The following is a 25,133-nucleotide window of genomic DNA, read 5'->3' as shown; positions in this document are numbered from 1 at the left end:
GATCGGGTGAGTCAGAGCACGCCCGCGTCGCGCGCCGTCCACACCGACGGATACTGCGGGCGGAATCCCAGCTCGTCCCGGGCGCGCAGGTTCGACACCACGCCGTCCCACGGATCGGGCAGCGGGCGCTCCGCCATACCCGCCGGCACCTCCACACCGTTCACCCGGTGCAGCTCCACCGCGGTGACCGGCGCGTCGTCGGCGATGTTGTACGCCCGGCCGCCGATGCCGGGCGCCCGCAGCAGCCGCAGCAGTCCCTGCGCCACGTCCGCGTGGTGCACCATGTGCAGCCGCTGGTGAGCGGCCCAGCCGCCCGCCCAGCGCAGAGCCTGCGCCAGGTGCGGATCACCGTCGCCGTACACGAAGGCCAGCCGCCCGATCCGGACGTCCAGGCCCAGCTCGCGGTGGAGCTCCAGCAGACCCTGCTCGGCCTCCGCCTTCGACGCGGGATAGGCGCCCCACATCGGGCCGCCCGGCACGCAGACGTCGTCCTCCACCAGGGGGCGACCCCGGCCCGCGCCGTAGACCAGGTTCGTGCTCGCCTGCACGAAGCGCACCGCCCCGGACCCGAACCCGGCGGCGGCCCGGGCCAGCGCCAGTGCCGCGTCCCGGTTCACCGCCCACGAATCCACCTCCGGGGTGTCCCGGAACGCCACCGCCAGGTGCACCACGGCATCCGCGCCGGCCAGCGCCTTGCGCAGGTCGCCCTCGTCGCGCAGGTCCCCGGTCACGATCTGCGCCCCGAGCCGGCCGAACGGCTCGGCCCGCTCCGCGTCCCGCACCAGCACCCGCACCTCGTCGCCCGGGCGGCGCCACTGCAGCAGCCTCGGCATGAAGCGGCTGCCGACCCGACCGGTCGCCCCCGTCACCAGTGTCAGCATCCTCGTTCCCCTCTCGTCGCTGTGACGGGAACAGGCTGCGGCGGTCCGCGGCACAGCGGGAGAGACCTCCCGATCCAGGGACCAGCACTCCCTGGATAACCGTCCCGCCCGGCGTGATCCTTGAATCGTGGACCTCGACCGCGCGCAACTCGCCGACTTCCTGCGCCGCAGCCGCGCCCGCCTCGCGCCGTCCGACGTGGGTCTGACGGAGGGCGCGCGACGCCGCACGCCGGGGCTGCGCCGCGAGGAGGTCGCCCAGCTCGCCGGGATGTCCGCCGACTACTACACGCGGCTCGAGCAGTCCCGCGGCCCCCGTCCCTCCCGACAGATCCTGGGCGCCCTCGCGCGTGCGCTGCGGCTCTCCGACGACGAGCGGGACCACCTGTTCCACCTGGCCGGGGAGGCGCCGCCCCGCGACGCGCACGGCACCGGCCACGTGCGGCCCGGGCTGTTGCTGGTGCTCGACCGGCTCGACGACACCCCCGCGCAGATCGTCAGCGACGCCGGGGACATCCTCGCCCAGAACCCGATGGCCGCGGCGCTCGTCGGCGACGCCGCCTCCCGCCCGCCCGCGGAACGCAACATCGTCCGGCGCTTCTTCATGGACCCCTCGGCGCGCGAGCTCTTCCCTCCGGGCGACCGGGACGAGCACGCCCGGCGCCACGTCGCCCACCTGCGGGCCGTGCTGGCCGCCCGGCCCGACGACGTGCGCGCGGGGGCGCTGGTCGCGGAACTGCGATCGGGCAGCCCGGAGTTCGCGTCCCTCTGGGACGCCCACGAGGTCGCCGTGCGGCGCGCCGATGTGAAGCGGTTCCAGCATCCGGTGGTCGGGCTGATGGAGCTGGAGTGCGAGGTGCTGCTGAGTGCGGAGCACGATCAGCGGTTGATCGTGTACACGGCGCGACCGGGGAGCGAGTCGTATGAGCGGCTGCGGCTGCTTCGTGTTGTGGGGCTGCAGGATCTCGCGGTGCGGTGACCTGCGGTCCGCTTGTGCCGGGTCGTTTGTGCGGGTGGTTTGTTGTTGCTGTGGGGTTGGGGGTGTTCCGGCGCGGTCAGGCGCAAAACCACAACGGCGCCGCACACGGCAACGACCCGGCGAAAGCTAGCGCGATCCGGCCCACTCCTCGCGCGTCACGGCGTACTCGACCTCCCCCTCCTCCGCCCCGGGCAACGCCTCCTCCCACTCCTCGTGGAAGACGCGCACGAACGACAGCCCCGCCTTCTCCATGACCCGCCGGGACCGCGCGTTGACGAACATCGTCTCCGCGTACACCCGCCCGGCGCCAAGATCCGTGAAGGCCTTGCCGACCAGGGCGCGGGCCCCCTCCGTGGCGTATCCGCGACCCCAGGCGACCCGCCGCAGCCGGTAACCGAGTTCGAGGTCGTCGGCCGGTCCGCCGGGCCGCGGCGTGAGGGCGAACCAGCCCACGAACTGGCCGGTGGACAACTCCTCGGCCGCCCAGACCTGGGAGCGGGTGAAGCGGGGGAGAACCTCGTGCCGGATGACGTCGGAAGGCGTCGGGCGGCCGTTGCCCAGGTAGCGCATGACCTCGGGGTCGCTGTCGAGCGCGACGAGGAGCTCCGCGTCCGCGTCGGTGTCGGTGAAGTGCCGCAGCCGCAGCCGTTCCGTCTCCAGGAAGATCCGCGTGTGCATACCCGGCACGCTAGGCCTGCGGTGCCGTCGACGCCACGGGATTGCGGTCGCGCTCCGCGGAGACGGCGCCCGCGGACCGGAGTACGCGCGCCCCGAGGGCCAGTCCGGCGGCCAGCACCGTGACCAGGCCGAAGGAGACCTGCAGGGAGCTGGCCTGCGCGATGGAGCCGATGGCGGCCGGTGCCACGAGTCCGGAGGTGTAGGTGACCGTGGCGACGCCCGCGATGGCCTGGCTCGGGTTGGGCCCGCTGCGCCCGGCCGCCGCGAAGCACAGCGGCACGACGACGGCGACGCCCACGCCGATGAGCGCGAACCCGGCGATGGTGGTGATCTGCGTGAACGCGGTGGCCACCAGGATGCCGCCCGCGGTGGCCAGCAGTCCGCCGGCGCGGACCGTGCGGACCGGCCCGAAGCGGCGGACGGCGAGGTCGCCGGTGAGACGGGACACGGCCATGGTGCAGGCGAAGGCGGTGTAGGAGGCGGCGGCGACGCCAGGGGAGGCGCCGGCGATGTCGCGGAGGTAGACCGCGCTCCAGTCCATGCTGGCGCCCTCGGCGAAGACGGCGCAGAAGCCGATGGCGCCGATGACCAGGGCCGCGCGCGGCGGCAGCGCGAAGCGCGCGGGGGCCTCCTCGGACTGGGAGGGCCGCAGGTCGAGCACCCCGCCGCAGGCCAGCAGGCCCAGGGCGACGAGCAGGGCGGCCCCGGTGGAGAGGTGGACGCGCGCGTCCAGTTCGGCGTGGGCCGCGATGACGCCGAAGAGGGAGCCGAGCAGTGTGCCGGCGCTCCACATGCCGTGCAGCCCGGACATGATCGAGCGGCCCAGGCGCTCCTCGACCTCGACGCCCTGGGCGTTCATGACGACGTCGGCCATGCCGGCCGAGGCCCCGTACAGCAACATCGCACCGCAGAGCCATCCCAGGCCGGGGGCGAGGGCGGGCAGCGCGAGCGAGGCGCACCACAGGCTCAGCAGGACGCGCAGGGCGTTGCGCATGCCCAGGCGGTGGGCGATCCGGGCGGCCAGGGGCATCGCGACGGACGCGCCGAGGGCGGCGAAGACCAGCGCGAAGCCGAGCTGTCCGGCGCTGAGCCCGGCGTGCTCCTGGATCCAGGGGACGCGGGTGGCGAAGCTGCCGGTCACCGCGCCGTGCACGGCGAAGACCGCGGCGACGGCGAGATGGGCGCGCCGCAGCCGCGGGTCGGTCTTCCTCGTCGAGGTCGTCGGCATGTTCCCTCCCAGTCTGGTCCCGCCCCACGATGTGCATAAATTATCAGGCAGGCTTCCTGAAAGATAGACTAGGGCCCCTGCCGCCCTCGCACCCGGGCGACGGCTTCTGGAAGGATCCGCCCATGACCGCCATGCGATCCCACGCCGGGCGCACCGCCTCGCCGCGCACGGCCCGGGCGATCAACGACCGGCTGGCCCTGGAACTGCTGCAGCACGAGGGCCCGTTGACCGCGGCCCAGCTCAAGACCCTCACCGGGCTGTCCCGTCCGAGCGTCGCCGACCTGGTCGAGCGCCTGCAGGAGTCCGGGCTGATCGCGGTGGTCGGCGAGACGGGCGCCGACCGGCGCGGCCCCAACGCGCGGGTGTACGGGATCGTCGCCGACCGGGCGCATCTGGGCGCCTTCGACGTCCGTACCCACAGCGTGGCGATCGAGGTGGCCGACCTGCTGGGGAACACCATCGGCAGTGCCGTTCTGCCGGTGGACCCGCTCGGCGATCCGCAGCGCACGGTGCGGCGGTCGGTGGCGCTGCTGGAGCGGACCGCGCGCACCGCCGGTGCCACCGCGCTGCACACCGTCGCGGTCGGCGCGCCCGGCCTGATCGACCCGGCCACCGGCGAGCTGCGGGCCACCGGGCAGCTGCCGGCCTGGCACTCGGCGCTCGTCGCCGAGCTGCGCCGGCGGCTCGCCCTGCCGGTGTTGCTGGAGAACGAGGTCAATCTCGCGGCCGTCGCCGAGCGGCGCCTGGGCGCGGTGCGCGACCGAGAGGACTTCGTCCTGCTGTGGCTGGGCCACGGGGTCGGCGCCGCGGTGGTGCTAGGCGGGATCCTGCGGCGCGGCGCCTCGGGCGGTACGGGGGAGATCGGCTTCCTCCCGGTGCCCGGCACCTTCCAGCTGCCGACGGCGAGCGGATGCGAGGGCGGTTTCCACTCGCTGGCGGGCAGTGCGGCGGTCTGCGCGCTGGCCCGCTCGCACGGTCTGCCGGTGTCCGGGGAGGACGACGACGCCGAGGCGGCGGAGGCGGTGGTCACGGTGGCCCGGGCGGGCGGCAAGCAGGGCGAGCTCTTCCTGGACGCTCTGGCGGACCGCGTGGTCATCGGCGTTGCGGCCGTCGGCGCCGTGCTCGATCCCGGTTGCGTGGTGCTGGGCGGCGAGGTGGGCCGGGCGGGCGGCGAGGACCTGGCCGCGCGCGTCGAGGAGCGGCTCGCGCGGATGTCCCCGCTGCCGACCGAGGTACGGGCGGGGACCGTCGCGGGCAGCGCGGTCCTGCGCGGCGCGGTGCTCTCGGCGATGGACGCCGCGCAGGACGCGCTGTTCACACCCGGGGTGTGAGGTACGGCCCGACGGCGGGGGAGCCGCCCTTCCGCCGCCGGACGTTCGTGGGGGAGGGGGCAGCAGGCGCCGAGGTCCTGCCAGACCCCCCGTTCACCGGTGGTGCCGGGCTCCTCGCCCGTCGTCCACCACTTGGCCTTCCACGAGCGGCCCTTGTGGGAGACGGTGTCGCCGTTCACGTGGACCGAACCGGCGCTCCAGGCGGGCGCGGTGCACGTGCCGCCGGTGGGCGTGGGCGTGGGTGCCGGTCTCGGCCCAGCCGCCGACGGAGATCGGCGTCTTGACGTCCGGGTGCTGCTTCCTGAACGTGCCCAGCAGGTTGGAGTGGCCCTTGCAGGCGTACGCGGGGTCAATCTCTGCGCCGGTGACGCCCGGCCAGGTCATGCCGGTGACGGGGTTGGCGGCGCCGTCCGTGCCCACGGAGATCCTGTCGGCCCCGTCGGCGTGCGCGAAGGCGTAGTCGATGTGGGTGACCTTGTCCCAGCGGATGTCGCAGGCGAGGTAGGCGGGGGTGCCGCCCTTGCCGGTGCGCCGGCCGGTGAAGTAGCCGATGATGCGGCGCTGGTGGTCGGCCCCGTCTTCTCGCGGCCGGCCGAGTCGTGGACGTCGCATTAGGGACGGTCACCCCCGGGGTGGTGTGGAGCCCGTCGGGACGGCATGCGGACTGGTCCTCGGCGTGCGGGCCGGCCGTCGGGAGGACGCCGATCACCGGCCCGGCGAGAGCGGTGGGACACGCGGCGGGAGCGGCTCTCGCCCGGGTGCGCAGGAGCACCTCGATCCTCCGTAAGGGCCTTTGTCGCGGGGCGTGTTGGCTGGGAGGCTAAAAGGACTAGACCAGTGGGGTCAATAGGTATGGACCGATCCCGTGTGAGGTACTGCACAGGAATCCCTTGCATCCGCAAGGAACCTTCATGGCACACTGGTGGAGCAGTACCAGTGACGTTCAGCGCACTCCGGGGTCGGTGAAACTCCGAACCGGCGGTTACAGTCCGCGACCCGCCCGCATCCAGCGGCCGGTTGACCAGGTGAAATTCCTGGACCGACGGTTAAAGTCCGGATGGGAGGCAGTGCGCGGCGGACGGGCATCGGTACGCCGCCGTCGGCGGCAGCGCGTGGGTGTGTCCCCCGGAAACGGGTGACACGGACAGGCGCGGCCCCTCCCCGACCCCGGCGTTCCCGAAGCCCAACGTCCGCTCTGATTCCCACGCAGCCCCGGAGTCCGTGCCCGAAGAGGCAGGAGGACCCGGTGGCCACACCCGGTGAAGCCGACGCGATGCGCCGGGCCGTTGAGCTCGCCGCCCGCGGACTTGGCTCCACGAGCCCCAACCCCGTTGTCGGTGCCGTGATCCTCGACGCCCGCGGCGAGGTCGTCGGCGAGGGCTGGCACCAGCAGGCGGGCGGACCCCACGCGGAGGTCCACGCCCTGCGCGAGGCCGGCGACGCCGCCCGCGGCGGCACCGCGGTCGTCACCCTCGAGCCCTGCAACCACACCGGCCGCACCGGTCCCTGCGCCCAGGCCCTCATCGCGGCCGGCGTCTCCCGCGTCGTCTACGCCGTCGCGGACCCCACCCCCGCGGCGACCGGAGGCGGCGCCACCCTGGCCGCCGCCGACGTCGACGTGGAGAGCGGGCTGCTGGAGGCCGAGGCCGCCCGCGGCAACGAGGTGTGGCTCACCGCCTCCCGCGAGCAGCGGCCCTTCGTCCTGTGGAAGTACGCGAGCACCCTCGACGGCCGGATCGCCGCCGCCGACGGCACCAGTCGCTGGATCAGCTCCGCCGCCTCCCGTGCCGACGTCCACCGGCTGCGTGCCGAGTCCGACGCCGTCGTCGTCGGCTCCGGCACCCTGCGCGCCGACGACCCCCACCTGGCCGTACGCGGCGTGGCGGGCCCCTACGCCCAGCCCCTGCGCGTCGTCGTCGACACCAACGCCAAGATCACCCCCGGCGCCCGGGTCCTGGACGGCGCAGCCCCCACCCTGGTCGCCGTCGCCGAGGACGCCGACACCGGCCACCTGCCGGGCGTCGACGTCGCCCGCCTCCCCCGCACCGGCAGCGGCGTCGCCGTTCCCGCGCTGCTCACCGAGCTGTACGGCCGCGGCGTCCGCTCCGTGCTCCTGGAGGGCGGCCCGACCCTCGCCGGCGCCTTCGTCGCCGCGGGCGCCGTCGACAAGGTCGTCGGCTACCTCGCACCGGCCCTCCTGGGGGCCGGACCCGCCGCCCTGGGGGACGCGGGAATCACCACCATCGCGAACGCGTTCCGGCTCGACGTCGCCGAGATCGAACGCATCGGCGCCGACCTGCGTATTACTGCCTACCCGAGCCGCACTGAGGAGAACTGACGTGTTCACCGGAATCGTCGAAGAGCTGGGCGACGTCGTCGCCGTCGAGGACCTGGGCGACGCCTCCCGCTTCCGTCTGCGCGGTCCGGTCGTCACCGAGGGCGCCAAGCACGGCGACTCGATCGCGGTCAACGGGGTGTGCCTCACCGTCGTGGACACCGCGGACGGCGAGTTCACCGCCGACGTGATGGCCGAGACCCTCAAGCGCTCCAGCCTCGGTGCGCTGCACCCCGGAAGCCGGGTCAACCTGGAACGCCCGATGGCGCTCGGCGGGCGCCTCGGCGGCCACCTCGTCCAGGGCCATGTGGACGGCACCGGCGCGGTCGTCTCCCGCACCCCCGCCGAGCACTGGGAGATCGTGAAGATCTCGCTCCCCGCGGAACTGTCCCGCTACGTCGTCGAGAAGGGCTCGATCACCGTCGACGGCATCAGCCTCACCGTCGTCGAAGCCGGCCCCGACTTCTTCTCCGTCAGCCTGATCCCCACCACCCTCGCCCTCACCACGCTCGGCTTCAAGCAGCCCGGGGACCCGGTGAACCTCGAGGTCGACGTGATCGCCAAGTACGTCGAGCGGCTGTACGGGGAGCGGGCCGGGGCGCCGAAGGGGGCTCCGGCGGAATGAGCGCCCTCGACACCCTGAACAGTGTCGCCTTCTCCGCCTTCGGTGAGCACTTCAAGTGGACCGACGTCGTCGGCAACAGCCTCGGCCTCGCCGGTCTCGCCCTGGGCTGGCGCCGCTCGGTGTGGGCCTGGCCCGTGCAGCTGCTGTCCGGCGCGGTGCTGGTCGCCGCGTACTGGTCCGCGCAGCTCACCGGCGGGGTCGGCAAGCAGCTGCTGGTGATCGCCGTGGCCGTCTGGGGCTGGTTCCAGTGGCGTCACGGCGTCCGCGACAGCGGTGAGATCCGGGTCCGCTTCGCCACCTGGCGCGAGCGGGGCGCGCTTGTCGCCGGGACGGCGGTGGGCCTGTTCGCGGTCGTCGGCCTCTTCACCCTCTACCCGTCGCTGTCCTGGAACCCGTGGCCGGACGCCTACATCTTCGTCGGCACCGTCGCCGCGATGGTGGCCATGGCCAAGGGCTGGGTCGAGTTCTGGTTCGCCTGGCTCGCCGTCGACGCCGTCGGCGTGCCGCTCGCCTGGAACAGCGACCTGAAGTTCTCCGCGCTCGTCTACGTCATCTACTTCGTTCTCGTGATCGCCGGCATGTACGCCTGGTGGCAGCAGACCCGGGCCCCGCGTCAAGGCGGGCCCGTCCTGGAAGGAGCGGCCGCATGAGCACCGCACTGCACAGCCTCTACGTGGCGGAGGACGCCCCGATCGTCCTCGACCCGGTCGAGCGTGCGATCGCCGACATCGCGGCCGGCCGGCCCGTCGTCGTCGTGGACGACGAGAACCGCGAGAACGAGGGCGACCTCATCATCGCGGCCGAGAAGGCCACCCCGGAGATCGTCGCCTTCATGATGACCGAGTGCCGCGGCCTGATCTGCGTGCCCATGGAGGAGCCCGACCTCGACCGGCTCGACCTGCCGCAGATGGTGAGCTCCAACACCGAGTCCATGCAGACCGCGTTCACCGTCTCCGTCGACGCGAGCGCCGTCCACGGGGTCAGCACCGGGATCTCCGCCGCCGACCGGGCGACCACCATCCGGCTGCTCGCCTCCGGTGACTCCGTCTCCGGCGACTTCGTCCGGCCCGGCCACGTCTTCCCGCTGCGCGCCAAGTCCGGCGGCGTCCTCACCCGCAACGGCCACACCGAGGCCGGCGTCGACCTGGCCCGGCTCGCCGGACTGCGCCCGGCCGCGGCCATCGTGGAGATCGCCAACGAGGACGGCACGATGGCCCGCCTCCCCGAGCTGGTCCACTTCGCCCGCAAGCACGGCCTGGCCATCATCTCCATCGAGGACCTGATCGCCTACCGCCGCACCTCCGAGCCCACGGTGCGCCGTGAGGCCGAGACCCGGCTGCCCACCGCCTTCGGCGACTTCCGCGCCCACGGCTACCGCAGCACCGTCGACGGCGTCGAGCACATCGCGCTGGCCACCGGCGAGATCGGCGACGGCGAGGACGTCCTCGTCCGCGTCCACTCCGAGTGCCTGACCGGCGACGTCTTCGGCTCGCTGCGCTGCGACTGCGGACCGCAGCTCCAGGCCTCACTCGAACGAGTGGCTTCCGAGGGCCGGGGGATCGTGGTCTACCTCCGCGGTCACGAGGGCCGCGGCATCGGCCTGATGTCCAAGCTGCGCGCGTACGAACTCCAGGAGCGCGGCCGCGACACGCTCGACGCCAACCTCGAACTCGGCCTGCCCGCCGACGCCCGCGACTACGGCGCCGCCGCGCAGATGCTCGCCGACCTCGGCGTGCGCTCCCTGCGCCTGATGACCAACAACCCCGACAAGACCGACGCCCTCGAGCGCCACGGCCTGAAGGTCGTCGAGCGCGTCGCGATGCCGATCGCCGCCGGCGAGCACAATCTGCGGTACCTGCGCACCAAGCGGGACCGCATGGGCCACGACCTGCCGTGGCTGGACCCGGCCCCCACCGGAGCCTGCGGCAACCAGTAGGCCCGTCCCCCGAAGCAACCGAACCACCAGAGCAACCACAGCAAGAACGAGCAAGAACGAGCAAGGAGAAGACGGACGTGAGCGGTAAGGGCGCCCCCGAGCTGACCGTGAAGAACTGCGGTGACCTGCGTGTGGCCGTGATCGCGGCCCAGTGGCACGAGCAGGTGATGGACGGGCTGGTCGACGGCGCACTGCGCGCCCTGAGCGACCTGGGCATCGACGAGCCCACCCTGCTGCGGGTCCCGGGCAGCTTCGAACTGCCGGTCGCGGCCAAGGTGCTGGCGAGCCGCGGCTACGACGCCGTCGTCGCCCTCGGCGTCGTCATCCGCGGCGGCACGCCGCACTTCGACTACGTCTGCCAGGGTGTTACCCAGGGCCTGACCCAGGTGTCGATCGACACCGGCGTGCCGGTCGGCTTCGGCGTGCTCACCTGCGACACCGAGGAGCAGGCGCTGGACCGCGCCGGACTGCCCGGCTCGAACGAGGACAAGGGGCACGAGGCCGTCACCGCCGCGATCGCCACCGCGACCGTCCTGCGTTCAGTATCCGAGCCGTGGCGCTGAGGCAGGGGCCTTCCGCGTAGGGTGGGGACCACCATGGCCAAGAAGACATTCGAGGAGCTCTTCACCGAGCTTCAGCACAAGGCCGCCACCGGCGACCCCAGCACCTCCCGCACCGCCGAGCTGGTCGGCAAGGGAGTGCACGCGATCGGCAAGAAGGTGGTCGAGGAGGCCGCCGAGGTGTGGATGGCAGCCGAGTACGAAGGCGCCGACCGCACCGCGGAGGAGATCTCCCAGCTGCTCTACCACCTGCAGGTGATGATGGTCGCCCGGGGCATCGGCCTCGACGACGTATACGCTCATCTCTGAGCGGATCACCGCAGAACCGACCCGCCCCACGCGCCGTCCCACCCACACCCGAGCCGCAAAGGAACGCTCTCATGCTGCGCATCGCCGTCCCCAACAAGGGTTCACTGTCCGGACCTGCGTCGGCGATGCTGCATGAGGCCGGCTACCGCCAGCGCAAGGACACCAAGGAACTCGTCCTCGTCGACACCGACAACGACGTCGAGTTCTTCTACCTGCGCCCGCGCGACATCGCCATCTACGTCGGCTCGGGCCGTCTCGACATCGGCCTCACCGGCCGCGACCTGCTGCTGGACTCCGGTGCCAACGCCGAGGAGATCCTGCAGCTCGGCTTCGCCCGCTCCACCTTCCGCTACGCGACCACGCCCGGCACGGTGACGGGCGTGAAGGAGTTCGGCGGCCTGACCATCGCCACCTCCTACCCGGAGGTCGTCAAGAAGCACCTCGCCGACCATTCGGTGGACGCCTCCGTCGTCCGCCTCGACGGCGCGGTCGAGACCTCCATCCAGCTCGGTGTGGCGCAGGTCATCGCCGACGTCGTCGAGACGGGGACCTCGCTGCGCAACGCGGGTCTGGAGGTCATCGGCGAGCCGATCCTGGACTCCGAGGCCGTCGTCATCCGCCGTGTCGGCATCGCCGGCGCCGACGCGGCCGTCGAGGCCAAGGTGCAGCAGTTCCTGCGCCGCCTCCAGGGCGTCCTGGTGGCCCGCCGCTACGTGATGATGGACTACGACATCCGGGTCGAGCACGTGGAGAAGGCCATCGCCCTCACACCGGGCCTGGAGTCGCCGACCGTCTCCCCGCTGCACCACGAGGGATGGGTCGCCGTGCGCGCCATGGTCCCCAGCCGGGACGCCCAGCGGATCATGGACGAGCTGTACGACCTCGGCGCGCGCGCCATCCTGACCACCGGGATCCACGCGTGCCGTCTGTGACCTCGCCCGCCATGTCCGGCACGCCCACGGAACTCCCCGAGCTGCCCGTCACCTTCCGGCCCACCCGCACCCGCGCGGTGCTGCTGGGCCTTGGGGCCGGGCTGCTCGCGGCCTTCGTCGTGATCGCCGTCCTGCTTCCCGCGGACGGCGCACGGCCCTGGCACACCTCGGACCGCGTCTGGATCGTGCTCACCGGGCTGCTCGTCGCCGGTGTTCTGGTGCTGCTCAGCCGCCCCAAGGTGGCCGCCGACCGCGACGGCGTCACGGTCGTCAACCTGACGACCAGGCGCCGGCTGGAGTGGGCTCAGGTCCTGCGGGTGAATCTGCGCTCCGGAGACCCCTGGGTCTACCTCGACCTCGCCGACGGCACCAGCCTGGCCGCCATGGGCATCCAGCCCGGAATCGGACGCGCCCGCGCGTTGCGCGACGCGCGCGCCCTGCGGGCCCTCGCGGAGGCGTACGGTACGGGCAAGCCGACGGCGCACTAGACCTGCCGCCGCGGCCCGCTTCTTTACTACTCTGGAACCTTCGCAACGACCCGAGGAGTGACACCCAAGCCACGATGGACGGATCGTCCGGTAGTACCTGCGCCGCCTCTCCCACCCGACATAGTGGAGCGGCGGCATGAGCACCCCGTTGCTGCTGCTCGCGGCAGCCTTTCTGCTGATCCTCGCGAACGGGTTCTTCGTCGCCGCCGAGTTCGGCCTCGTGACCGTCGAGCGGCCGGCCGCCGAACGCGCCGCCGCCGAGGGTGACCGCAGGGCCCGCGGCGTCGTCGAGGCGCTGCGCAAGCTGTCCTTCCAGCTCTCGGGCACCCAGCTGGGCATCACGATCACCTCGCTGGTCGTCGGCATGCTGGCCGAACCCGCCCTCGCCGACCTGCTGGCCGGGCCGCTCACCTCGGTGGGCGTACCGGAGAACGCGGCACCGCCCATAGCGGTCGTGATCGGCATGATCCTCGCCTCGGCCGTCCAGATGGTCATCGGCGAGCTCGTCCCCAAGAACTGGGCGGTCTCCAGGCCGCTGCAGGTCGCCCGCTTCGTCGCCGGGCCGCAGCGGGTCTTCTCCGCAGTGTTCCGCCCGGTCATCGAGGCGCTGAACGCCGCCGCCAACCGCCTGGTGCGGGCGCTGGGCGTGGAGCCCGCCGAGGAGCTGGCCTCCGCGCGCACCCCCACCGAGCTGGTCTCGCTGGCCCGCCACTCCGCCCGCGCCGGGGCGATCGAGCAGGACACCGCGGACCTCTTCGTCCGCACGATCTCCCTCGGCGACCTCACCGCGGAGAACGTCATGACCCCGCGCGTACGGGTCAGCGCCCTGCAGGACACCGCCACCGCCGCGGACGTCCTCAACCTCACCCGGGCCACCGGGCTGTCCCGCTTCCCGGTCTACCGGGAGCGGCTGGACGACATCGTCGGCATGGCCAGCCTCAAGGACGCGCTCGGCGTCCCCGCCCACCTGCGCGACCGCACTCCGGTCGGCCGGATCGCGGTCGCCCCGCTGCTCGTCCCCGAGACGCTGCCGGTGCAGCCGCTCCTGGAACAGCTGCGCCGCGAACAGCCGATCGCCGTGGTGGTCGACGAGTACGGCGGCACCGCCGGGGTCGTCACCCTGGAGGACATCGTCGAGGAGCTCGTCGGCGAGGTCCGCGACGAGCACGACGGCGCCGACCTCCCCGAACTGGCCTCGGCCCCCGCGGAGAACGGCAATCCCGCCTGGGACGCCGACGGCGGCTGCCGCGTCGACCTGCTGGAGCGCATAGGGCTCGAGGCCCCCGAGGGCCCGTACGAGACGGTGGCCGGCCTCGTCGCCGACCTCCTCGAACGGATTCCCGAGCCGGGTGACACCGCGGTGCTGCCCGGCTGGGAGCTGCGGGTGCGCGAGGTCGCGCACCACCGTGCCGAAAGGGTTCGCCTGGTACGCGTCGGGTTCGAGGAGCCCGAGGACGGGCAGGAGGGCGAGCGATGAGCTTCCTCCAGCTGTTCTTCGCCGGTCTGCTGGTGCTGGGCAACGGCTTCTTCGTCGGTGCCGAGTTCGCGCTGGTCTCCGTACGGCGCAGCCAGATCGAGCCGCTCGCCGGCACGCACCGGCGGGCCCGCACGGTCCTGCACGGTCTGGAGAACCTGCCGCAGATGATGGCGGCGGCCCAGTTCGGCATCACCGTCTGCTCCCTGACGCTGGGTGCGGTCGCCGAGCCGACCGTCGCCCACCTGCTGGAACCGCTCTTCGCGGCGGTGCGCCTGCCCGAGGGACTGATCCACCCGCTCGGGTACGTCATCGCGCTCGCCGTCGTGGTCTTCCTCCACCTCGTCATCGGCGAGATGGTCCCGAAGAACCTCGCGATGGCCGCGCCCGAGAAGACCGCGCTGTGGCTCAGCCCAGGACTGGTCGGTTTCGCACGGCTGTTCCGGCCGGTCATCGCCGTGCTGGGCTGGTGCGCCAAGCTGGTGCTGCGGCTGTTCCGGGTCGAGCCCAAGGACGAGATCGACGCGGTCTTCACCAGCGAGGAGCTGACCGTGCTCGTCGAGGACGCCCGGCAGGCCGGCCTCCTCGACGACGACGCGCAGGAGCGCCTGGAGGACGCGCTGGAGCTGGGCACCCGCCCGGTCACGGACGTCCTGCTCTCCCCGGAGGAACTGGTCACGGTCGACGCGTCCGTCACCCCGGCCGAGGTCGAGGAGCTGACCGTGCGCACGGGCTACTCCCGCTTCCCCGTCGCCGGGCCGGACGGCGTCTACCTGGGCTACCTGCACGTGAAGGACGTCCTGGACCTGGAGGAGACGGGCCGGCCGGTCCCGGCGCGGCTGTGGCGGCCCATGGCCACCCTCCGCGCGGAGCTCCCGCTGGACGACGCGCTGACGCAGATGCGGCGGGCCGCTTCCCATCTCGCGGCGGTCGCGGACTCCGGCGGGCGGGTGCTGGGGCTGGTCGCCCTGGAGGACGTCCTGGAGATGCTGGTGGGCGAGGTACGCGACCCCGCCCACCGGGAGATCGAGGAGGCCGCGGGCACCGGCGGGACCGAGGGGGCCGGGGAGACCGCGGCCGCGGCGGTCGAGGAGGCCGAGGCGGTCGAGGACGCCGTGACCCCGTCGCGCGTGATGGCGAGCTGACGCGGGAGCCGGTCCGAGAGCGGACCCGAGAGCGGACCCGAGAGGGGCCCGGGCACAGCCCGGGCCCCTCTCGCGTCGTCACTCCGGCGGCTCCGGCGGGGGCAGGCCCGGGCCGCGGCCCGACAGCACCTCGCCGTACGCCTGCATGAGGTCCGGCAGCCGCAGCGTCGACAGGTCGTCCCGCGAGGGCGATCCCGCGTAGCCGGACAGTCGCAGATCGCGGTAGGCGCAGCTCTTCTCGTACAGGGTGCGCAGGAAGCGGCCGTTGCCCAGCTCGTCGATCCAGCCCTGCTCGACGACGTGGCCGCTGATGGCGAGCAGCTCCTCCAGGGCCTCGTCGTCCCAGCGGTCGCCGTTGTCGGCGGCGAGGACCTCGCCGATGCTGGTCAGCTCGTGCGGGCGGTAGCTGGGGAAGTCGACCCGGGTGGTGAAGCGGGAGCCGAGCCCGGGGTTGGCGGCCAGCAGGCGGTCCATGCCCTCGGGGTAGCCGGCGAGTATGACGACCAGGCGGTCGCGGTTGTCCTCCGCGCGCTTGAGCAGGACCTGCAGGGCCTCGTCGCCGTAGGCGTCGCCCTTGCTGTAGCCGGAGTTGGACAGCGCGTACGCCTCGTCGACGAAGAGCACCCCGCCGAGCGCGGAGTCGATCAGTTCGTTGGCCTTGACGGCCGTCTGCCCGAGGAACTCCCCCACGAGGTCGGAGCGTTGGGCCTCGACGAGATGGTCGCCGCCCAGCAGGCCGAGGGCGTAGAAGACCCGGCCGAGGATCCGCGCCACCGTGGTCTTGCCGGTGCCCGAAGGCCCCGAGAAGACGAAGTGCCGCTTGGGCGGCTGCACGGGCAGGCCCTGCCCAGCGCGCAGCCGCGCCATGCGCAGCTGCGCGGAGAGGGCGCGCACCTGGCGTTTGACCGGCTCCAGGCCCACCATGCGGTCGAGTTCGGCCAGGGCCTGGGTGAGCAGCACGGGGTCCGGGGCGGTCACCGGGACCTGCGGCGGAATGGGGGAGACCGGCAGGATCGCCTTCTCCCGTATGTCGTCGTCGATCGGGCCGACCCCGCCCAGCGGGTCGTCGAGGACGGAACCCGTCCCGAGGCCGCCGGACATGGCGGCCGCCCCGGCGCGGGTGTCGAGCGGATCGGGCTCGGGCGGCAGCCCGTCGGGCCCGACCTGGCCGAAGCCCTGCAGGGTGACGGAGGCCAGATCGGCGGTCCCGTCGGTGAGGCCGTCGGACTCGTCGATCGCGGCGAGCCGGGCGGCCGTGTCCATGAAGGCCGGGTCGATGCGGTGCACCGCCTGGTAGAGGGGGAGCGCGGCGGCGGTACGGCCGGTGCCCTCGTACGCCCGCGCCAGCCAGTAGCGCAACTCCTTGCGCTGCGGCTGCTCGCTGCGGCACCGCATCAGGGCGGTGGCCAGCAGCGGCTCGGCCTGCCCGTACAGCTCCAGCCGGACCCGGGCCATCCCGCCGAACAGGCCGGCCTCGATGCCCAGGACCGGGTCGGCGAGCAGCGGTTCGGTGTGCCGTACCAACTGGTCCCAGTCCTTGACCAGATAGGCGCGGCAGGCGTGCAGGAAGCGGACGTGCGGATCGGTGTCGATCGGGGGGCACTCGGCCAGCGCCCGGTCCAGCTCGGCGATGTGGCGCCCGTCGAGCCAGTGCGAGGCGTGCGCGAGCAGCAGGTCGCTGCGGGTCTCCAGCACCGGCTGCACCCACCAGCCCAGCCAGTACCAGGAGTTCATCGAGCGGCGGTGCGCGCTGCGCTGCTCGCCGAAGCGGTCGCGGTGCCGGTACATCTGCAGCAGCGCGGTCGAGGTGTCCGCCCGCAGTGCGTGCAGTCCGAGCCAGGCGTCCGCCATGCCCGGGTCGAGGCGGACCGCCACCCGAAACTCCTCCTCGGCCTGGGTATAGGCGCCCATGGTGTAGGCGTCGACGGCTCGCACCCAGGCGAGATCGGCGGGGGCGCCGGAATGCTCTGTGCCGAAGTCCATCAGGTCCCCACCAGCCGTTCCCCCCGGTACCGCCCGCCATTCGCCGCGCCAACCAGATTACGTGGAGCGGGAGTTGGTGCCAGGTGAGCACCGCCTTCCACCGCACGGCGCACCCCGTTGGCATGGTACCCGCGCGGGCCGGATACGCCGTAGAGCGACGCGGACGGTGACGGTGCGTGAGCGATCCGCTGCCGTACGGGGCCGGATCACCCGCTGTGGGCAGAACGAAGCCCCCGGTCACGGGGGAACAACCGGGGGCTTCGCGTATGGGGCGTGGTCGCCAGTGACCGCGCATTCAGAACGTAAGTCCTGTACGGCCCCCGGGTCAAGCCGCCTTGAGGCACTCTCCGGGGGCCGTCGCGGCGGGCGCAGCGCACCGGCTGCGAGCGGTCACGAACAGTGACGGAACGACCCGTTCACCGGTGTCACCGCGGGCTGATCCCGCACCTCGTACCCGTCGGGGCACTGCAGCACCAGCAGGTCCGCGAACGGCCGGGAGGGGTCCGCGGCGAAGTGCGCGTCCTGCGCGCGCATCCACCCGGCCCAGAAGGCGGCCAGCTCCGGACCGTCCCGGCGCTCGCCGCGCCCCCGCGCGGTGTCGCGGGACACCTCCAGCCAGAGCAGGCGCGCCAGCCAGGGACGCAGTTCCCGCCGGCCCACGCCCACGCCCTCCAGCAGCACCACGGGCGCCGGCGGCACCTCCAGGGCCGGCCCGAACCGGCCGGCCACCCAGTCGTACTTCCTCGGCCGCGCGGTCTCGCCGCGGCACAGCGGTTCCAGCACCTGCTCGCGGAGCCGGCCGGTCCACTCGAACAGCTCGTCGTGCGTGGCGAGATCGTCGAGATGGACGACGGGCGCGCCGTCCAGCGCCGCCGCCAGCGCGGCGGCGAAGGTGGTCTTGCCCGATCCGGCGTGCCCGTCCACCGCGACGAGCCGCACGGACCCGCAGGACGGCGGGAGGGCGCGCAGCCGGGCGGCGAGCGCGCCGAGGGTGCCGCCAGTGGTCTGGTGATCCATCGGGGTCAGCCTACGACCTGCGTGAACGTAATGGACTGCGGCGGATGCCAGGGGCGTCTACGGTAAGAGTCGTGACCGACTCAGCCGCATCCCTGTACCCCCCGGAGCGACTCGAACTCGCCCGCAAGGCCGCCGCCGACGCGGGACTCGACGCGCTGCTCGTCTCGCCCGGTCCCGATCTGCGTTACCTCACCGGCTACCACGCCCATCTCACCGAACGCCTGGTGTGCCTGGCGCTGCCGGTGCTCGGCGACCCCTTCCTCGTCGTACCCCACCTTGAGAAGCCCGGCGCCGAGGCCTCCCCGCTCGGCGCGCTCGGCGTCGACATCGTCGGCTGGGGGGAGACCGAGGACCCTTACGCGCTGGTCGCCGGAAGGCTGCCGCGGACGACCGCCCGGCTGGCCGTCGACAACCACATGTGGGCCGAGAAGGTGCTCGCCTTCCGTGCGGCCCTCCCCGGCGCCGAGCAGAGCCTGGCCGGTGACGTGCTGCGCGAGCTGCGGATGCGCAAGTCGCCCGCGGAGACCGACGCGCTGCGCCGGGCGGCGGGCGCCATCGACCGGGTCCACCGCCGCATGGGGGAATGGCTCAGGGCCGGACGCACCGAGCGCGAGGTCGCCCGGGACGTGGCGGACGCCGTCATCGAGGCCGGGCACACCACGGTCGACTTCGTCATCGTCGCCTCCGGTCCGAACGGAGCCAGCCCCCACCACGAGGTCTCCGACCGCGTCATCCGCGCGGGCGACCCGGTCGTCGTCGACATCGGCGGCACCACGGAGGAGGGGTACTGCTCCGACTCCACGCGCACCTACGCCGTCGGCGAGCCGTCCGCCGAGTTCCGCGAGCTGTACGAGGTGCTGCGGCGTGCCCAGCACGCCCAGACCGATGCGATCCGCCCCGGCGTCACCGCGGAGGAACTCGACGCGGTCGGCCGGGACATCATCGCCGCGGCCGGCTATGGCGAGCACTTCATCCACCGTACCGGGCACGGCATCGGACTGGAGACGCACGAGGAGCCGTACATCGTCGAGGGCAGCGCCCGCCCGCTGGAGCCGGGCATGGCCTTCTCGGTCGAGCCCGGGATCTACCTCCCGGACCGCTTCGGGGCCCGGATCGAGGACATCGCCGTGTGCACGCCCGACGGTGGCGAACGGCTCAACCAGACGTCCCGGGACCTGGTCGTCCTGTCTGGTTAGTCCGATGTGTTGACTCCCGGTACGGCAGAGGGGTATGCCGTAAACGCGACGGTGTGCGCCGCGTGTTCGATGTGCACGGCGCACCCCTCGTGAGTCAAGGGCCCAGCAGTCAGCGGCAGTCGGGGGGCCGGGCATGTTCGACGAGGAGCATGACTTCGGGGTACGGCAGTGGACGGTTGGCGGCACCATCGTGGTGGAGCTGTCGGGGGAACTGGATCTGTGCGCCGGCGTGCGGGCGGCCGCGCGCCTGGACGCGGTTACCAGCGGGCCGCGGCCCGACGTCGTGGTGGACCTGCGCGGGGTGAGTTTCATCGACTGCAGCGGTCTGTCGGTGCTCGTCCGGGCGCGCAGGCGGACCCTCGACCGCGGGGGCCGGTTCGGCATCGTCGGCGACAGCCCCTGCGTGCTGCGGCTGTTGAGGCTCACCCGGTTGATCCGGGTCTTCGCCGTCCACGACGACCTCGCCTCCGCGCTGGTGGCCCCGGGCGCCCCTGATCCCCCCGCCTCGGCGGACGGCGCCATAGCCTGAGGCTCAGGAGGGCAGCGGCGCCAGCACGATCCAGACCTGGCCGCGGGCGAAGTTCATCGGCTGCCCGTCGGGCGTGGTGAAGTGCGTGCCCCCGGCGGCGTCCGGCCGGGACCACCGGGCGTCGTAGGCCCGGCCGTCGCGCAGCACCACCGCACGGCCGGCGCCGACGGTCTCGCTGTAGGGGGAGGTGTTCCCCCAGCGGTCGTGGTAGCCGGAGGGGCGGACCGTGACGTACTGGACGACCACCGTCGGCGCGCCGAGCCTGCCGCCGTCGGTCGTGGTGGCCGGAGCGCCGTCGAAGGAGATCAGCCACCGGTTCCGGTCGGCCGACCAGTGCAGGCCGACCGAGCCGCTGGGATACCGGACGGTGCGGTCGCCGTCGGGGGTGCCGCCGGCCGGGGCGGCGCCGAAGCGGAAGCCGATGTCGTGGGCGGGGGAGGCGTCCGGGGCGGCGGCGAGCAGCCGCTCCGGCGCGGCGTACAGATTGTGCGGGGCCGGGCGCGATCCGTCACGGACGTAGGCGCCGGAGGCGTGGGCGGGGGAGACATCGTGCACCGGCGCCGCGGCGACCACCGGAAGCAACCTGGTCTGCGCCCCGGAGAAGGCGAGGGCGGGACGGCCGAACTGCCGCAGCAGCTCCAGGTCCGACTCGCGGGCGCTGCGCACCGGGCCGACGCGGGCGGGCAGTTGGGAGGAGAAGACGGCGAGGATGCGGGTGAGACCGGACTCGACCTGCTCCACGTAGACGAGATCGGCCCGGCCCAGCCCGGTGTGCGGGCGGGCGGGCCCCACGTTGTCGATCTTCACCGCGAGGACGGGCCGGCCGGACCGGTAGGGCAGTCCGGTGAAGGGCGACCGGGCGACCGCGGTGGTGCCGGGGACCGAGCCCGTCGACGTGGGGGAGGGTCCGCCGGGCGTGCGCTCCGGACCGCCGCACCCCCGGGTGACCAGGACCACGGCGAACACGGCCAGCACGACCAGGATCGCCGCTCTCGCGGGGCGTCTGGGTGCTCGGGCCACGACGGCCACCCCCGTGCTGCATAGATATGCCGCTTGCGGAAAAGTCATTTGCCGAATCGCTGCGCGTATTCCTAGTATCCGTCACATGGAGCCGGTACCCCAGACGGCGGACACGTCCGCCTTTCTCGCAGCGGACGAGGTCATCGACCACGACCACCCGCTGGTCCGCGAGACGGCCGCCCGGCTGCGGGCGGAAACCGACGACCCGTATGGGTATGCCGAGGCCGCCTACACCTTCGTCCGCGACACCATCCCCCACTCGGCCGACTCCGGGGACCCGCGCGTCACCTGGCGCGCCTCCGACGTCCTGGAGCAGCGCACGGGCATCTGCTACGCCAAGGCGCACGCGCTGGCTGCGCTGCTGCGGGCGGAGGGCATCCCCGCGGGCCTGTGCTACCAGCGGCTCGCGGACGACGACGGCGCCAACCCCGCCGTCCACGGGCTCATCGCCCTCAAGCCGCCCGGCCACGGCCACTGGGCCCGGCAGGACCCGCGCGGCAACAAGCCGGGTGTCGACGCCCGCTTCTCCCTGGAGGAGGAGCACCTGGCCTGGGTGCCCCGTCCCGAACTCGGCGAATGCGACTATCGGGGCCTGTACGCCACCCCGCCGCCCGCCGTCCTCGCCGCCCTGAGGCAGGCCACCGACCGGCCGCACCTGTGGCGGCTGCTGCCCACCGAGCTACCGGACAAAGAAGAGCGATGACCTCAGCCACCCCCCTGACCCTGACCGTCGACCCCGAGGTGCGCGCCCTGGTTCCCGGGTTCACCCACCTCGCCGTCGAGGCCCGCGGCCTGGTCAACGGGCCGAGCGACGCGGCGACCTCGGCCCTGCTCGACGATGCCACTCGCCGCCTCGCCGAGCGCCTCGGCGGCCGCGCCCCGCACGAGCACGCCCACATCGCCGCCTGGCGCGCGGCGTACACCGCCTTCGGCGCCAAGCCCTCACGCACCCGCAACTCCGCGGAGGCGCTGGCCAGACGTGCGCTCGCCGAGGGCGGGCTGCCCCGCATCAGCCGGCTGGTGGACCTCTACAACGCGATCAGCGTCGCCCACCTGACCCCCGTCGGCGGCGAGGACACCGACCACATCCACGGCGGGATGACCCTGGTACGGGCCACCGGCGAGGAGAAGTTCGAGACCGTGGCGGGCGGCGAGCCCGCCGTCGAGCGGCCCGAGCCCGGCGAGGTCGTGTGGCGCGACGGGACCGGCGTGACCTGCCGCCGCTGGAACTGGCGGCAGGGGATCCGCACCCGGCTGACCGAGGACTCGGTCAACGCGCTCTTCCTGCTGGAGCGGCTCGACCCGATGCCCCTGGCCGACCTGCGGGCGGCCGGTGAGGAACTCGCTGACCACCTGCGGAGGTTGAACCCCGGCGCGCAGATCAGCGTGCGCGAACCGGCCTGACCGGCGCGCCCGGACTCACTCCGCCGCAGCAGCGCGCTCGCGGGCGGCGACGTCCTCCGCCGTCGGGGCGGAGCCGCCCAGGTGCGCGGGCAGCCACCAGTGGTCCTCCGGGCTCGACGGGCGGCCGGTGTACGCCCGCTGCGCGTCGTCCAGCAGCTCCTGCACGCGCAGGCGCAGCCGCCGGGTCAGCGCACCCGGCTTCTCGTCCTCGGCCGGCGTCATCTGCTCGCCCACCCGGATGGCGATCGGGAAGCGGTTGCGGCCCAGCTGGCGCGGCTGGCCCTTCGTCCACAGCCGCTGCGTGCCCCACAGGGCGACCGGCAGGAGCGGCACGCCCGCCTCCATCGCGAGGCGCGCGGCACCCGACTTGAAGGACTTGAGGGTGAAGGACTCCGAGATGGTCGCCTCGGGGAAGACCCCGATGATCTCGCCCGAGCGCAGTGCCGTCAGGGCGTGCTTGTAGGCGTGCATGCCCTCGGAGCGGTCCACCGGGATGTGCTTCATCGCCCGCATCAGCGGTCCCGACACCTTGTGCCGGAACACCGACTCCTTCGCCATGAAGCGCACCAGCCGCTTCGCCGGGAGCGCCGCCAGGCCCGCGAACACGAAGTCGAGGTAGCCGATGTGATTGCTCACGAGCAACGCGCCGCCCTTGCGCGGCACATGCTCGGTGCCGGCGATGTCGAAACGCAGCCCCTGCACCTTGAACATGGTGCGGGCGAAGCCGATGACGGGTGGGTAGACGAGTTCGGCCATGCGTGGGGCCCCTTCTTCGTAGGGGGTGGCCCCCGGCGGAAGTTACGCGGCCGTAGGTTTTGGGCCGCCGGCTGATCGTGCACCGTAAACGGGTGCCGTGTCATCCCGCGTGCCCGTCGTGGGGCGAGATTCTCGTCACGTCACCCGGTCGTACGACGCAGGAGCAGGTACATCTCGCACCCGAGGCAGTAGCCGAACACCGCGTTGAGGAAAGCCGCCGCGAGCGCGCAGGCCGTCGCCGCGAGGCCCAGCCACGCGAGCCCGGCCGCGTACCCGGCGAGCCCGACGAACGCGAAGGCCAGCCCCACCGCCTGGGCGAAGCGCGGCGGCGCCGGGTCCTCGGTCTCCGTCGGCGGCCCCAGCCGGGGCCGGACCGCCACCCGGTACAGCAGGCCGTACGGTGACTTCTGCACACCCGCGGCGGCCCCGATCGCGAACACCAGGGCCTGGACGGCGAGCAGCCAGGCGCTGCCGGTGATGAGGACGACGGCCAGGACGACACTGGTCACGCTTGCGCCGAAGCGCGGTCCGCGGGCATCAATGGCATGAGGGCTCATGGGGGCCATGATTCCGGAACGGGCGCCGCCCGGACCCCCGGGAATCATGGCAGTCCTGTGAACGCTGCACCCGATCGGGAGGACGGTCATGACGGGACTGGTGGTGTGCGTCGCCGTGCTGGCGGCGGCGGGGATCTTCGGCGTGCTCCACAAGCGCAGGGACGGAAGGGTACGAGTGCGGGACAAGGACACGGCTCAGCAGCTGACGGCGGGTGAGATCGGCGCGGAACTGGGCGAGCGGGCCACGCTCCTCCAGTTCTCCTCCGCCTTCTGCGCGCCCTGCCGGGCCACCCGGCGCACCCTCGGCGAAGTGGCCGGCATGGTCGACGGAGTGCGGCATGTGGAGATCGACGCCGAGGCACACCTGGACCTGGTGCGCAGGCTGGGCATCGTCAAGACGCCGACGGTACTGGTCCTGGACGCCGGGGGCGCGATCGTGCGGCGCGCGTCGGGCCAGCCGCGCAAGGCCGACGTCATCGCGGCGCTCGGCGCGGCGGTGTGACCGCGGCACGGCATATGACCCGGGTCCCATATGCCGGGCCGCCCTTGACGCGGTACCGGTCAGATCGTCAGTCTGACGTTATGTCGCGAGACCTCCTTCTCCACTGCCGCTTCGACGTCGACCTCGGTCGGCACGCGAGCGCCCGCTGTCAGAGCCGTTGAGTGCCCAGGACTCCGCAGGCCTCCGGCTCGACAGCACGACGAAGGACAACTCCATGACCGCCTCTCCCGACCTCGGCACGCCGGCGACGACCGCCCTGGGCGCCGTCCCCACCACGATCCCCGCACCCGCGCCGGTCCCCCTCCCGGCCGGTCCTCCCGCCTCCTCCCCCTCGTCGCCTGCCGTGACCGACGCCTTCGACGCGACCGCCTTCCGTTCCGTCTTCCGCCGCCACGCCGCCGGGGTCGCGGTGATCACCGCGTCGGGCAGCCGCCCCGCGGGGTTCACCGCGACCTCGCTCACCTCGGTCTCCGCGGAACCGCCGCTGCTCTCCTTCGGGATCAGCACGGGCGGCTCCGCCTGGCCCACCGTCGCCGACGCCGCGTACGTCGGCGTCCACATCCTGGGTGAACACCAGGAGGAGGTGGCGGACACCTTCGCCCGCAGCGGGGCGGACCGCTTCGCGCCGCCCACCGCATGGGCTCCCGGCCCGTATGGAGTACCGCTGCTGGAGGATGTTTCGGCGTGGCTCGTCGCCCGCGTCGTGGCCCGCATACCGGCCGGTGACCACCGCATCGTCGTCGCGCAGGCCGTGGCGGGCGCACCCGAGGGCGACGTGGCCCGCCCGCTGCTCTACCACCACGGGCGCTACAACGCCCTGCGCCACCACTGAGCCTTCTCTCGGCCTCCGCGTCGGCAAGGTCACAGTTCACTGCCCTTGCCTGCTCGGGGGCAGCAGGCTGTACTGACGAGTAATATTTCTGCCGGAGCGCCGTGCGTCCCGGCGGGGAGCCGTCGTCGAAGGCGCCTATGCTGCCTTCACAGGGGCAGTTGACGTACCGATGCAGCAGTAGGAGAGCAGGCGTGAGCTTGAGGATCGTTGTCGCAGTGAAGTATGTGCCCGATGCCACGGGTGATCGTCACTTCGCGGGGGATCTGACCACGGATCGGGATGCGGTGGACGGGCTGCTGTCCGAGCTGGATGAGTACGCGGTGGAGCAGGCGCTGCAGATCGCTGAGGCGGTGGATGACGCCGAGGTGACCGTGGTGACGGTGGGTCCGGAGGATGCGAAGGACGCGTTGCGCAAGGCGTTGTCGATGGGTGCGGACAA

27 protein-coding genes, 1 pseudogene and 1 riboswitch are annotated in these 25,133 nt (G+C 72.9%); of the genes and pseudogenes, 19 read left to right on the top strand and 9 right to left on the bottom strand.

Going from position 1 to position 25,133, the window contains the following annotated elements; all coding sequences use genetic code 11:
- Nucleotides 1–11: 11 nt before the first annotated feature.
- Nucleotides 12–881 carry an NAD-dependent epimerase/dehydratase family protein gene (locus ACWDAS_RS00140; RefSeq protein WP_450385895.1) on the bottom strand — a complete coding sequence of 290 codons (870 nt, stop codon included), beginning with the start codon at nucleotides 879–881 and terminating at the stop codon, nucleotides 12–14.
- 127 nt (nucleotides 882–1,008) lie between these two features.
- Here ACWDAS_RS00140 and ACWDAS_RS00135 point away from each other — a divergent pair, with 127 nt between their 5' ends.
- Complete coding sequence (locus tag ACWDAS_RS00135; RefSeq protein ID WP_450385893.1) at nucleotides 1,009–1,857, top strand: helix-turn-helix transcriptional regulator; 849 nt, start codon at nucleotides 1,009–1,011, stop codon at nucleotides 1,855–1,857.
- Nucleotides 1,858–1,983: 126 nt separating this feature from the next.
- On the opposite strand, the gene ACWDAS_RS00130 is transcribed toward ACWDAS_RS00135, so the two are convergent.
- Both ACWDAS_RS00130 and ACWDAS_RS00125 read right to left on the bottom strand, forming a co-directional pair.
- Nucleotides 1,984–2,535: a GNAT family N-acetyltransferase gene (locus ACWDAS_RS00130; protein WP_450385891.1), complete on the bottom strand. Its 552-nt coding sequence runs from the start codon at nucleotides 2,533–2,535 to the stop codon at nucleotides 1,984–1,986.
- A 10-nt stretch (nucleotides 2,536–2,545) separates the two neighbouring features.
- Nucleotides 2,546–3,763, bottom strand: a complete 1,218-nt coding sequence (locus tag ACWDAS_RS00125) for an MFS transporter (protein ID WP_450385889.1) — start codon at nucleotides 3,761–3,763, stop codon at nucleotides 2,546–2,548.
- A gap of 122 nt (nucleotides 3,764–3,885) precedes the next feature.
- Here ACWDAS_RS00125 and ACWDAS_RS00120 point away from each other — a divergent pair, with 122 nt between their 5' ends.
- Nucleotides 3,886–5,094 (top strand): ROK family transcriptional regulator, encoded by a 1,209-nt coding sequence (locus ACWDAS_RS00120; RefSeq protein WP_450385888.1) that lies wholly within the window; start codon nucleotides 3,886–3,888, stop codon nucleotides 5,092–5,094.
- A gap of 243 nt (nucleotides 5,095–5,337) precedes the next feature.
- On the opposite strand, the pseudogene ACWDAS_RS00115 reads toward ACWDAS_RS00120, so the two are convergent.
- Nucleotides 5,338–5,866 (bottom strand): annotated as a pseudogene (locus ACWDAS_RS00115) (chitinase); the annotation flags it as partial.
- Nucleotides 5,867–6,038: 172 nt separating this feature from the next.
- A riboswitch (FMN riboswitch) is annotated at nucleotides 6,039–6,169 on the top strand.
- A 198-nt stretch (nucleotides 6,170–6,367) separates the two neighbouring features.
- Between ACWDAS_RS00115 and ribD the strand changes: the two are divergent.
- The 10 genes from ribD to ACWDAS_RS00065 all read left to right on the top strand — a co-directional run bounded on the left by ribD (nucleotide 6,368) and on the right by ACWDAS_RS00065 (nucleotide 14,898).
- Nucleotides 6,368–7,432, top strand: a complete 1,065-nt coding sequence (ribD, locus tag ACWDAS_RS00110; RefSeq protein ID WP_450386582.1) for a bifunctional diaminohydroxyphosphoribosylaminopyrimidine deaminase/5-amino-6-(5-phosphoribosylamino)uracil reductase RibD — start codon at nucleotides 6,368–6,370, stop codon at nucleotides 7,430–7,432.
- Between the two features lies 1 nt (nucleotide 7,433).
- The gene (locus tag ACWDAS_RS00105; protein WP_450385886.1) at nucleotides 7,434–8,054 is read left to right on the top strand and encodes a riboflavin synthase; all 621 of its coding nucleotides are present in this window, start codon (nucleotides 7,434–7,436) and stop codon (nucleotides 8,052–8,054) included.
- On the top strand, nucleotides 8,051–8,704 hold the full coding sequence (locus tag ACWDAS_RS00100) for a nicotinamide mononucleotide transporter family protein (protein WP_450385885.1): 654 nt from the start codon (nucleotides 8,051–8,053) through the stop codon (nucleotides 8,702–8,704). The genes ACWDAS_RS00105 and ACWDAS_RS00100 overlap by 4 nt, the downstream gene beginning before the upstream one ends.
- Entirely contained in the window at nucleotides 8,701–9,990 is a 1,290-nt protein-coding gene (locus tag ACWDAS_RS00095; RefSeq protein WP_450385883.1) for a bifunctional 3,4-dihydroxy-2-butanone-4-phosphate synthase/GTP cyclohydrolase II, read from the top strand. Before ACWDAS_RS00100 ends, ACWDAS_RS00095 begins: the two co-directional genes overlap by 4 nt.
- A 77-nt stretch (nucleotides 9,991–10,067) precedes the next feature.
- Complete coding sequence (ribH, locus tag ACWDAS_RS00090) at nucleotides 10,068–10,553, top strand: 6,7-dimethyl-8-ribityllumazine synthase (RefSeq protein ID WP_450385882.1); 486 nt, start codon at nucleotides 10,068–10,070, stop codon at nucleotides 10,551–10,553.
- A 33-nt stretch (nucleotides 10,554–10,586) separates the two neighbouring features.
- A complete protein-coding gene (locus ACWDAS_RS00085; RefSeq protein ID WP_361810580.1) occupies nucleotides 10,587–10,859 on the top strand; it encodes a phosphoribosyl-ATP diphosphatase in 273 nt (90 codons plus the stop codon).
- A 71-nt stretch (nucleotides 10,860–10,930) separates the two neighbouring features.
- Nucleotides 10,931–11,791, top strand: a complete 861-nt coding sequence (gene hisG, locus ACWDAS_RS00080; protein ID WP_450385880.1) for an ATP phosphoribosyltransferase — start codon at nucleotides 10,931–10,933, stop codon at nucleotides 11,789–11,791.
- 11 nt (nucleotides 11,792–11,802) lie between these two features.
- Nucleotides 11,803–12,279 carry a PH domain-containing protein gene (locus tag ACWDAS_RS00075; RefSeq protein WP_450386580.1) on the top strand — a complete coding sequence of 159 codons (477 nt, stop codon included), beginning with the start codon at nucleotides 11,803–11,805 and terminating at the stop codon, nucleotides 12,277–12,279.
- Between the two features lie 136 nt (nucleotides 12,280–12,415).
- A complete protein-coding gene (locus ACWDAS_RS00070) occupies nucleotides 12,416–13,756 on the top strand; it encodes a hemolysin family protein (RefSeq protein ID WP_450385878.1) in 1,341 nt (446 codons plus the stop codon).
- Nucleotides 13,753–14,898: a hemolysin family protein gene (locus ACWDAS_RS00065; protein ID WP_450385876.1), complete on the top strand. Its 1,146-nt coding sequence runs from the start codon at nucleotides 13,753–13,755 to the stop codon at nucleotides 14,896–14,898. The genes ACWDAS_RS00070 and ACWDAS_RS00065 overlap by 4 nt, the downstream gene beginning before the upstream one ends.
- Before the next feature lie 78 nt (nucleotides 14,899–14,976).
- Here the strand turns inward: ACWDAS_RS00065 and ACWDAS_RS00060 are convergent, their stop codons facing one another.
- Together ACWDAS_RS00060 and ACWDAS_RS00055 are read right to left on the bottom strand one after the other, a co-directional pair.
- Nucleotides 14,977–16,881 (bottom strand): AAA family ATPase, encoded by a 1,905-nt coding sequence (locus tag ACWDAS_RS00060; protein ID WP_450385874.1) that lies wholly within the window; start codon nucleotides 16,879–16,881, stop codon nucleotides 14,977–14,979.
- A gap of 390 nt (nucleotides 16,882–17,271) precedes the next feature.
- Nucleotides 17,272–17,898: a uridine kinase family protein gene (locus ACWDAS_RS00055; protein WP_450385873.1), complete on the bottom strand. Its 627-nt coding sequence runs from the start codon at nucleotides 17,896–17,898 to the stop codon at nucleotides 17,272–17,274.
- A 44-nt stretch (nucleotides 17,899–17,942) separates the two neighbouring features.
- Here ACWDAS_RS00055 and ACWDAS_RS00050 point away from each other — a divergent pair, with 44 nt between their 5' ends.
- Complete coding sequence (locus ACWDAS_RS00050; protein ID WP_450385871.1) at nucleotides 17,943–19,094, top strand: M24 family metallopeptidase; 1,152 nt, start codon at nucleotides 17,943–17,945, stop codon at nucleotides 19,092–19,094.
- 133 nt (nucleotides 19,095–19,227) lie between these two features.
- Nucleotides 19,228–19,623 carry an STAS domain-containing protein gene (locus ACWDAS_RS00045; protein WP_450385869.1) on the top strand — a complete coding sequence of 132 codons (396 nt, stop codon included), beginning with the start codon at nucleotides 19,228–19,230 and terminating at the stop codon, nucleotides 19,621–19,623.
- A gap of 3 nt (nucleotides 19,624–19,626) precedes the next feature.
- On the opposite strand, the gene ACWDAS_RS00040 is transcribed toward ACWDAS_RS00045, so the two are convergent.
- A complete protein-coding gene (locus ACWDAS_RS00040) occupies nucleotides 19,627–20,643 on the bottom strand; it encodes a DUF3048 domain-containing protein (RefSeq protein WP_450385868.1) in 1,017 nt (338 codons plus the stop codon).
- An 85-nt stretch (nucleotides 20,644–20,728) separates the two neighbouring features.
- Between ACWDAS_RS00040 and ACWDAS_RS00035 the strand changes: the two genes are divergently transcribed.
- Together ACWDAS_RS00035 and ACWDAS_RS00030 are read left to right on the top strand one after the other, a co-directional pair.
- Nucleotides 20,729–21,346: a transglutaminase domain-containing protein gene (locus ACWDAS_RS00035; RefSeq protein ID WP_450385866.1), complete on the top strand. Its 618-nt coding sequence runs from the start codon at nucleotides 20,729–20,731 to the stop codon at nucleotides 21,344–21,346.
- Nucleotides 21,343–22,047, top strand: coding sequence for a B3/B4 domain-containing protein (locus ACWDAS_RS00030; protein ID WP_450385864.1), 705 nt, complete (start codon nucleotides 21,343–21,345; stop codon nucleotides 22,045–22,047). The genes ACWDAS_RS00035 and ACWDAS_RS00030 overlap by 4 nt, the downstream gene beginning before the upstream one ends.
- 15 nt (nucleotides 22,048–22,062) lie before the next feature.
- Here ACWDAS_RS00030 and ACWDAS_RS00025 read toward each other — a convergent pair whose 3' ends face one another.
- Together ACWDAS_RS00025 and ACWDAS_RS00020 are read right to left on the bottom strand one after the other, a co-directional pair.
- Nucleotides 22,063–22,803, bottom strand: coding sequence for a lysophospholipid acyltransferase family protein (locus ACWDAS_RS00025; RefSeq protein WP_450385862.1), 741 nt, complete (start codon nucleotides 22,801–22,803; stop codon nucleotides 22,063–22,065).
- A 140-nt stretch (nucleotides 22,804–22,943) separates the two neighbouring features.
- Nucleotides 22,944–23,360: a DUF4395 domain-containing protein gene (locus ACWDAS_RS00020; protein WP_450385860.1), complete on the bottom strand. Its 417-nt coding sequence runs from the start codon at nucleotides 23,358–23,360 to the stop codon at nucleotides 22,944–22,946.
- An 88-nt stretch (nucleotides 23,361–23,448) separates the two neighbouring features.
- On the opposite strand from ACWDAS_RS00020, the gene ACWDAS_RS00015 reads away from it, so the two are divergent.
- The 3 genes from ACWDAS_RS00015 to ACWDAS_RS00005 form a co-directional block, all read left to right on the top strand.
- Entirely contained in the window at nucleotides 23,449–23,862 is a 414-nt protein-coding gene (locus ACWDAS_RS00015; protein WP_450385858.1) for a TlpA family protein disulfide reductase, read from the top strand.
- Nucleotides 23,863–24,076: 214 nt separating this feature from the next.
- Nucleotides 24,077–24,694, top strand: coding sequence for a flavin reductase family protein (locus tag ACWDAS_RS00010; protein WP_450385856.1), 618 nt, complete (start codon nucleotides 24,077–24,079; stop codon nucleotides 24,692–24,694).
- A gap of 191 nt (nucleotides 24,695–24,885) precedes the next feature.
- A partial coding sequence (locus tag ACWDAS_RS00005; RefSeq protein WP_450385854.1) for an electron transfer flavoprotein subunit beta/FixA family protein occupies nucleotides 24,886–25,133 on the top strand: 248 nt, incomplete at its 3' end.

It is taken from the genome of Streptomyces sp. NPDC001070 (assembly GCF_053598835.1).
Note: the sequence above shows the minus strand (reverse complement) of the source record. Positions and strands in the feature narration are given on the sequence as shown.

Bases quoted from the DNA above. Each gene is read 5' to 3' on its own strand.
- ACWDAS_RS00025 (WP_450385862.1), bottom strand. From the start codon at position 22,803: ATGGCCGAACTCGTCTACCCACCCGTCATCGGCTTCGCCCGCACCATG.
- ACWDAS_RS00015 (WP_450385858.1), top strand. From the start codon at position 23,449: ATGACGGGACTGGTGGTGTGCGTCGCCGTGCTGGCGGCGGCGGGGATC.
- ACWDAS_RS00085 (WP_361810580.1), top strand. From the start codon at position 10,587: ATGGCCAAGAAGACATTCGAGGAGCTCTTCACCGAGCTTCAGCACAAG.
- ACWDAS_RS00140 (WP_450385895.1), bottom strand. From the start codon at position 881: ATGCTGACACTGGTGACGGGGGCGACCGGTCGGGTCGGCAGCCGCTTC.
- ACWDAS_RS00070 (WP_450385878.1), top strand. From the start codon at position 12,416: ATGAGCACCCCGTTGCTGCTGCTCGCGGCAGCCTTTCTGCTGATCCTC.
- ACWDAS_RS00120 (WP_450385888.1), top strand. From the start codon at position 3,886: ATGACCGCCATGCGATCCCACGCCGGGCGCACCGCCTCGCCGCGCACG.
- ACWDAS_RS00100 (WP_450385885.1), top strand. From the start codon at position 8,051: ATGAGCGCCCTCGACACCCTGAACAGTGTCGCCTTCTCCGCCTTCGGT.
- ACWDAS_RS00055 (WP_450385873.1), bottom strand. From the start codon at position 17,898: ATGGATCACCAGACCACTGGCGGCACCCTCGGCGCGCTCGCCGCCCGG.
- ACWDAS_RS00075 (WP_450386580.1), top strand. From the start codon at position 11,803: ATGTCCGGCACGCCCACGGAACTCCCCGAGCTGCCCGTCACCTTCCGG.
- ACWDAS_RS00130 (WP_450385891.1), bottom strand. From the start codon at position 2,535: ATGCACACGCGGATCTTCCTGGAGACGGAACGGCTGCGGCTGCGGCAC.
- ACWDAS_RS00010 (WP_450385856.1), top strand. From the start codon at position 24,077: ATGACCGCCTCTCCCGACCTCGGCACGCCGGCGACGACCGCCCTGGGC.
- ACWDAS_RS00125 (WP_450385889.1), bottom strand. From the start codon at position 3,763: ATGCCGACGACCTCGACGAGGAAGACCGACCCGCGGCTGCGGCGCGCC.
- ACWDAS_RS00060 (WP_450385874.1), bottom strand. From the start codon at position 16,881: ATGGACTTCGGCACAGAGCATTCCGGCGCCCCCGCCGATCTCGCCTGG.
- ACWDAS_RS00065 (WP_450385876.1), top strand. From the start codon at position 13,753: ATGAGCTTCCTCCAGCTGTTCTTCGCCGGTCTGCTGGTGCTGGGCAAC.
- ACWDAS_RS00050 (WP_450385871.1), top strand. From the start codon at position 17,943: ATGCCAGGGGCGTCTACGGTAAGAGTCGTGACCGACTCAGCCGCATCC.
- hisG (WP_450385880.1), top strand. From the start codon at position 10,931: ATGCTGCGCATCGCCGTCCCCAACAAGGGTTCACTGTCCGGACCTGCG.
- ACWDAS_RS00045 (WP_450385869.1), top strand. From the start codon at position 19,228: ATGTTCGACGAGGAGCATGACTTCGGGGTACGGCAGTGGACGGTTGGC.
- ACWDAS_RS00030 (WP_450385864.1), top strand. From the start codon at position 21,343: ATGACCTCAGCCACCCCCCTGACCCTGACCGTCGACCCCGAGGTGCGC.
- ACWDAS_RS00020 (WP_450385860.1), bottom strand. From the start codon at position 23,360: ATGAGCCCTCATGCCATTGATGCCCGCGGACCGCGCTTCGGCGCAAGC.
- ACWDAS_RS00095 (WP_450385883.1), top strand. From the start codon at position 8,701: ATGAGCACCGCACTGCACAGCCTCTACGTGGCGGAGGACGCCCCGATC.
- ribD (WP_450386582.1), top strand. From the start codon at position 6,368: ATGCGCCGGGCCGTTGAGCTCGCCGCCCGCGGACTTGGCTCCACGAGC.
- ACWDAS_RS00035 (WP_450385866.1), top strand. From the start codon at position 20,729: ATGGAGCCGGTACCCCAGACGGCGGACACGTCCGCCTTTCTCGCAGCG.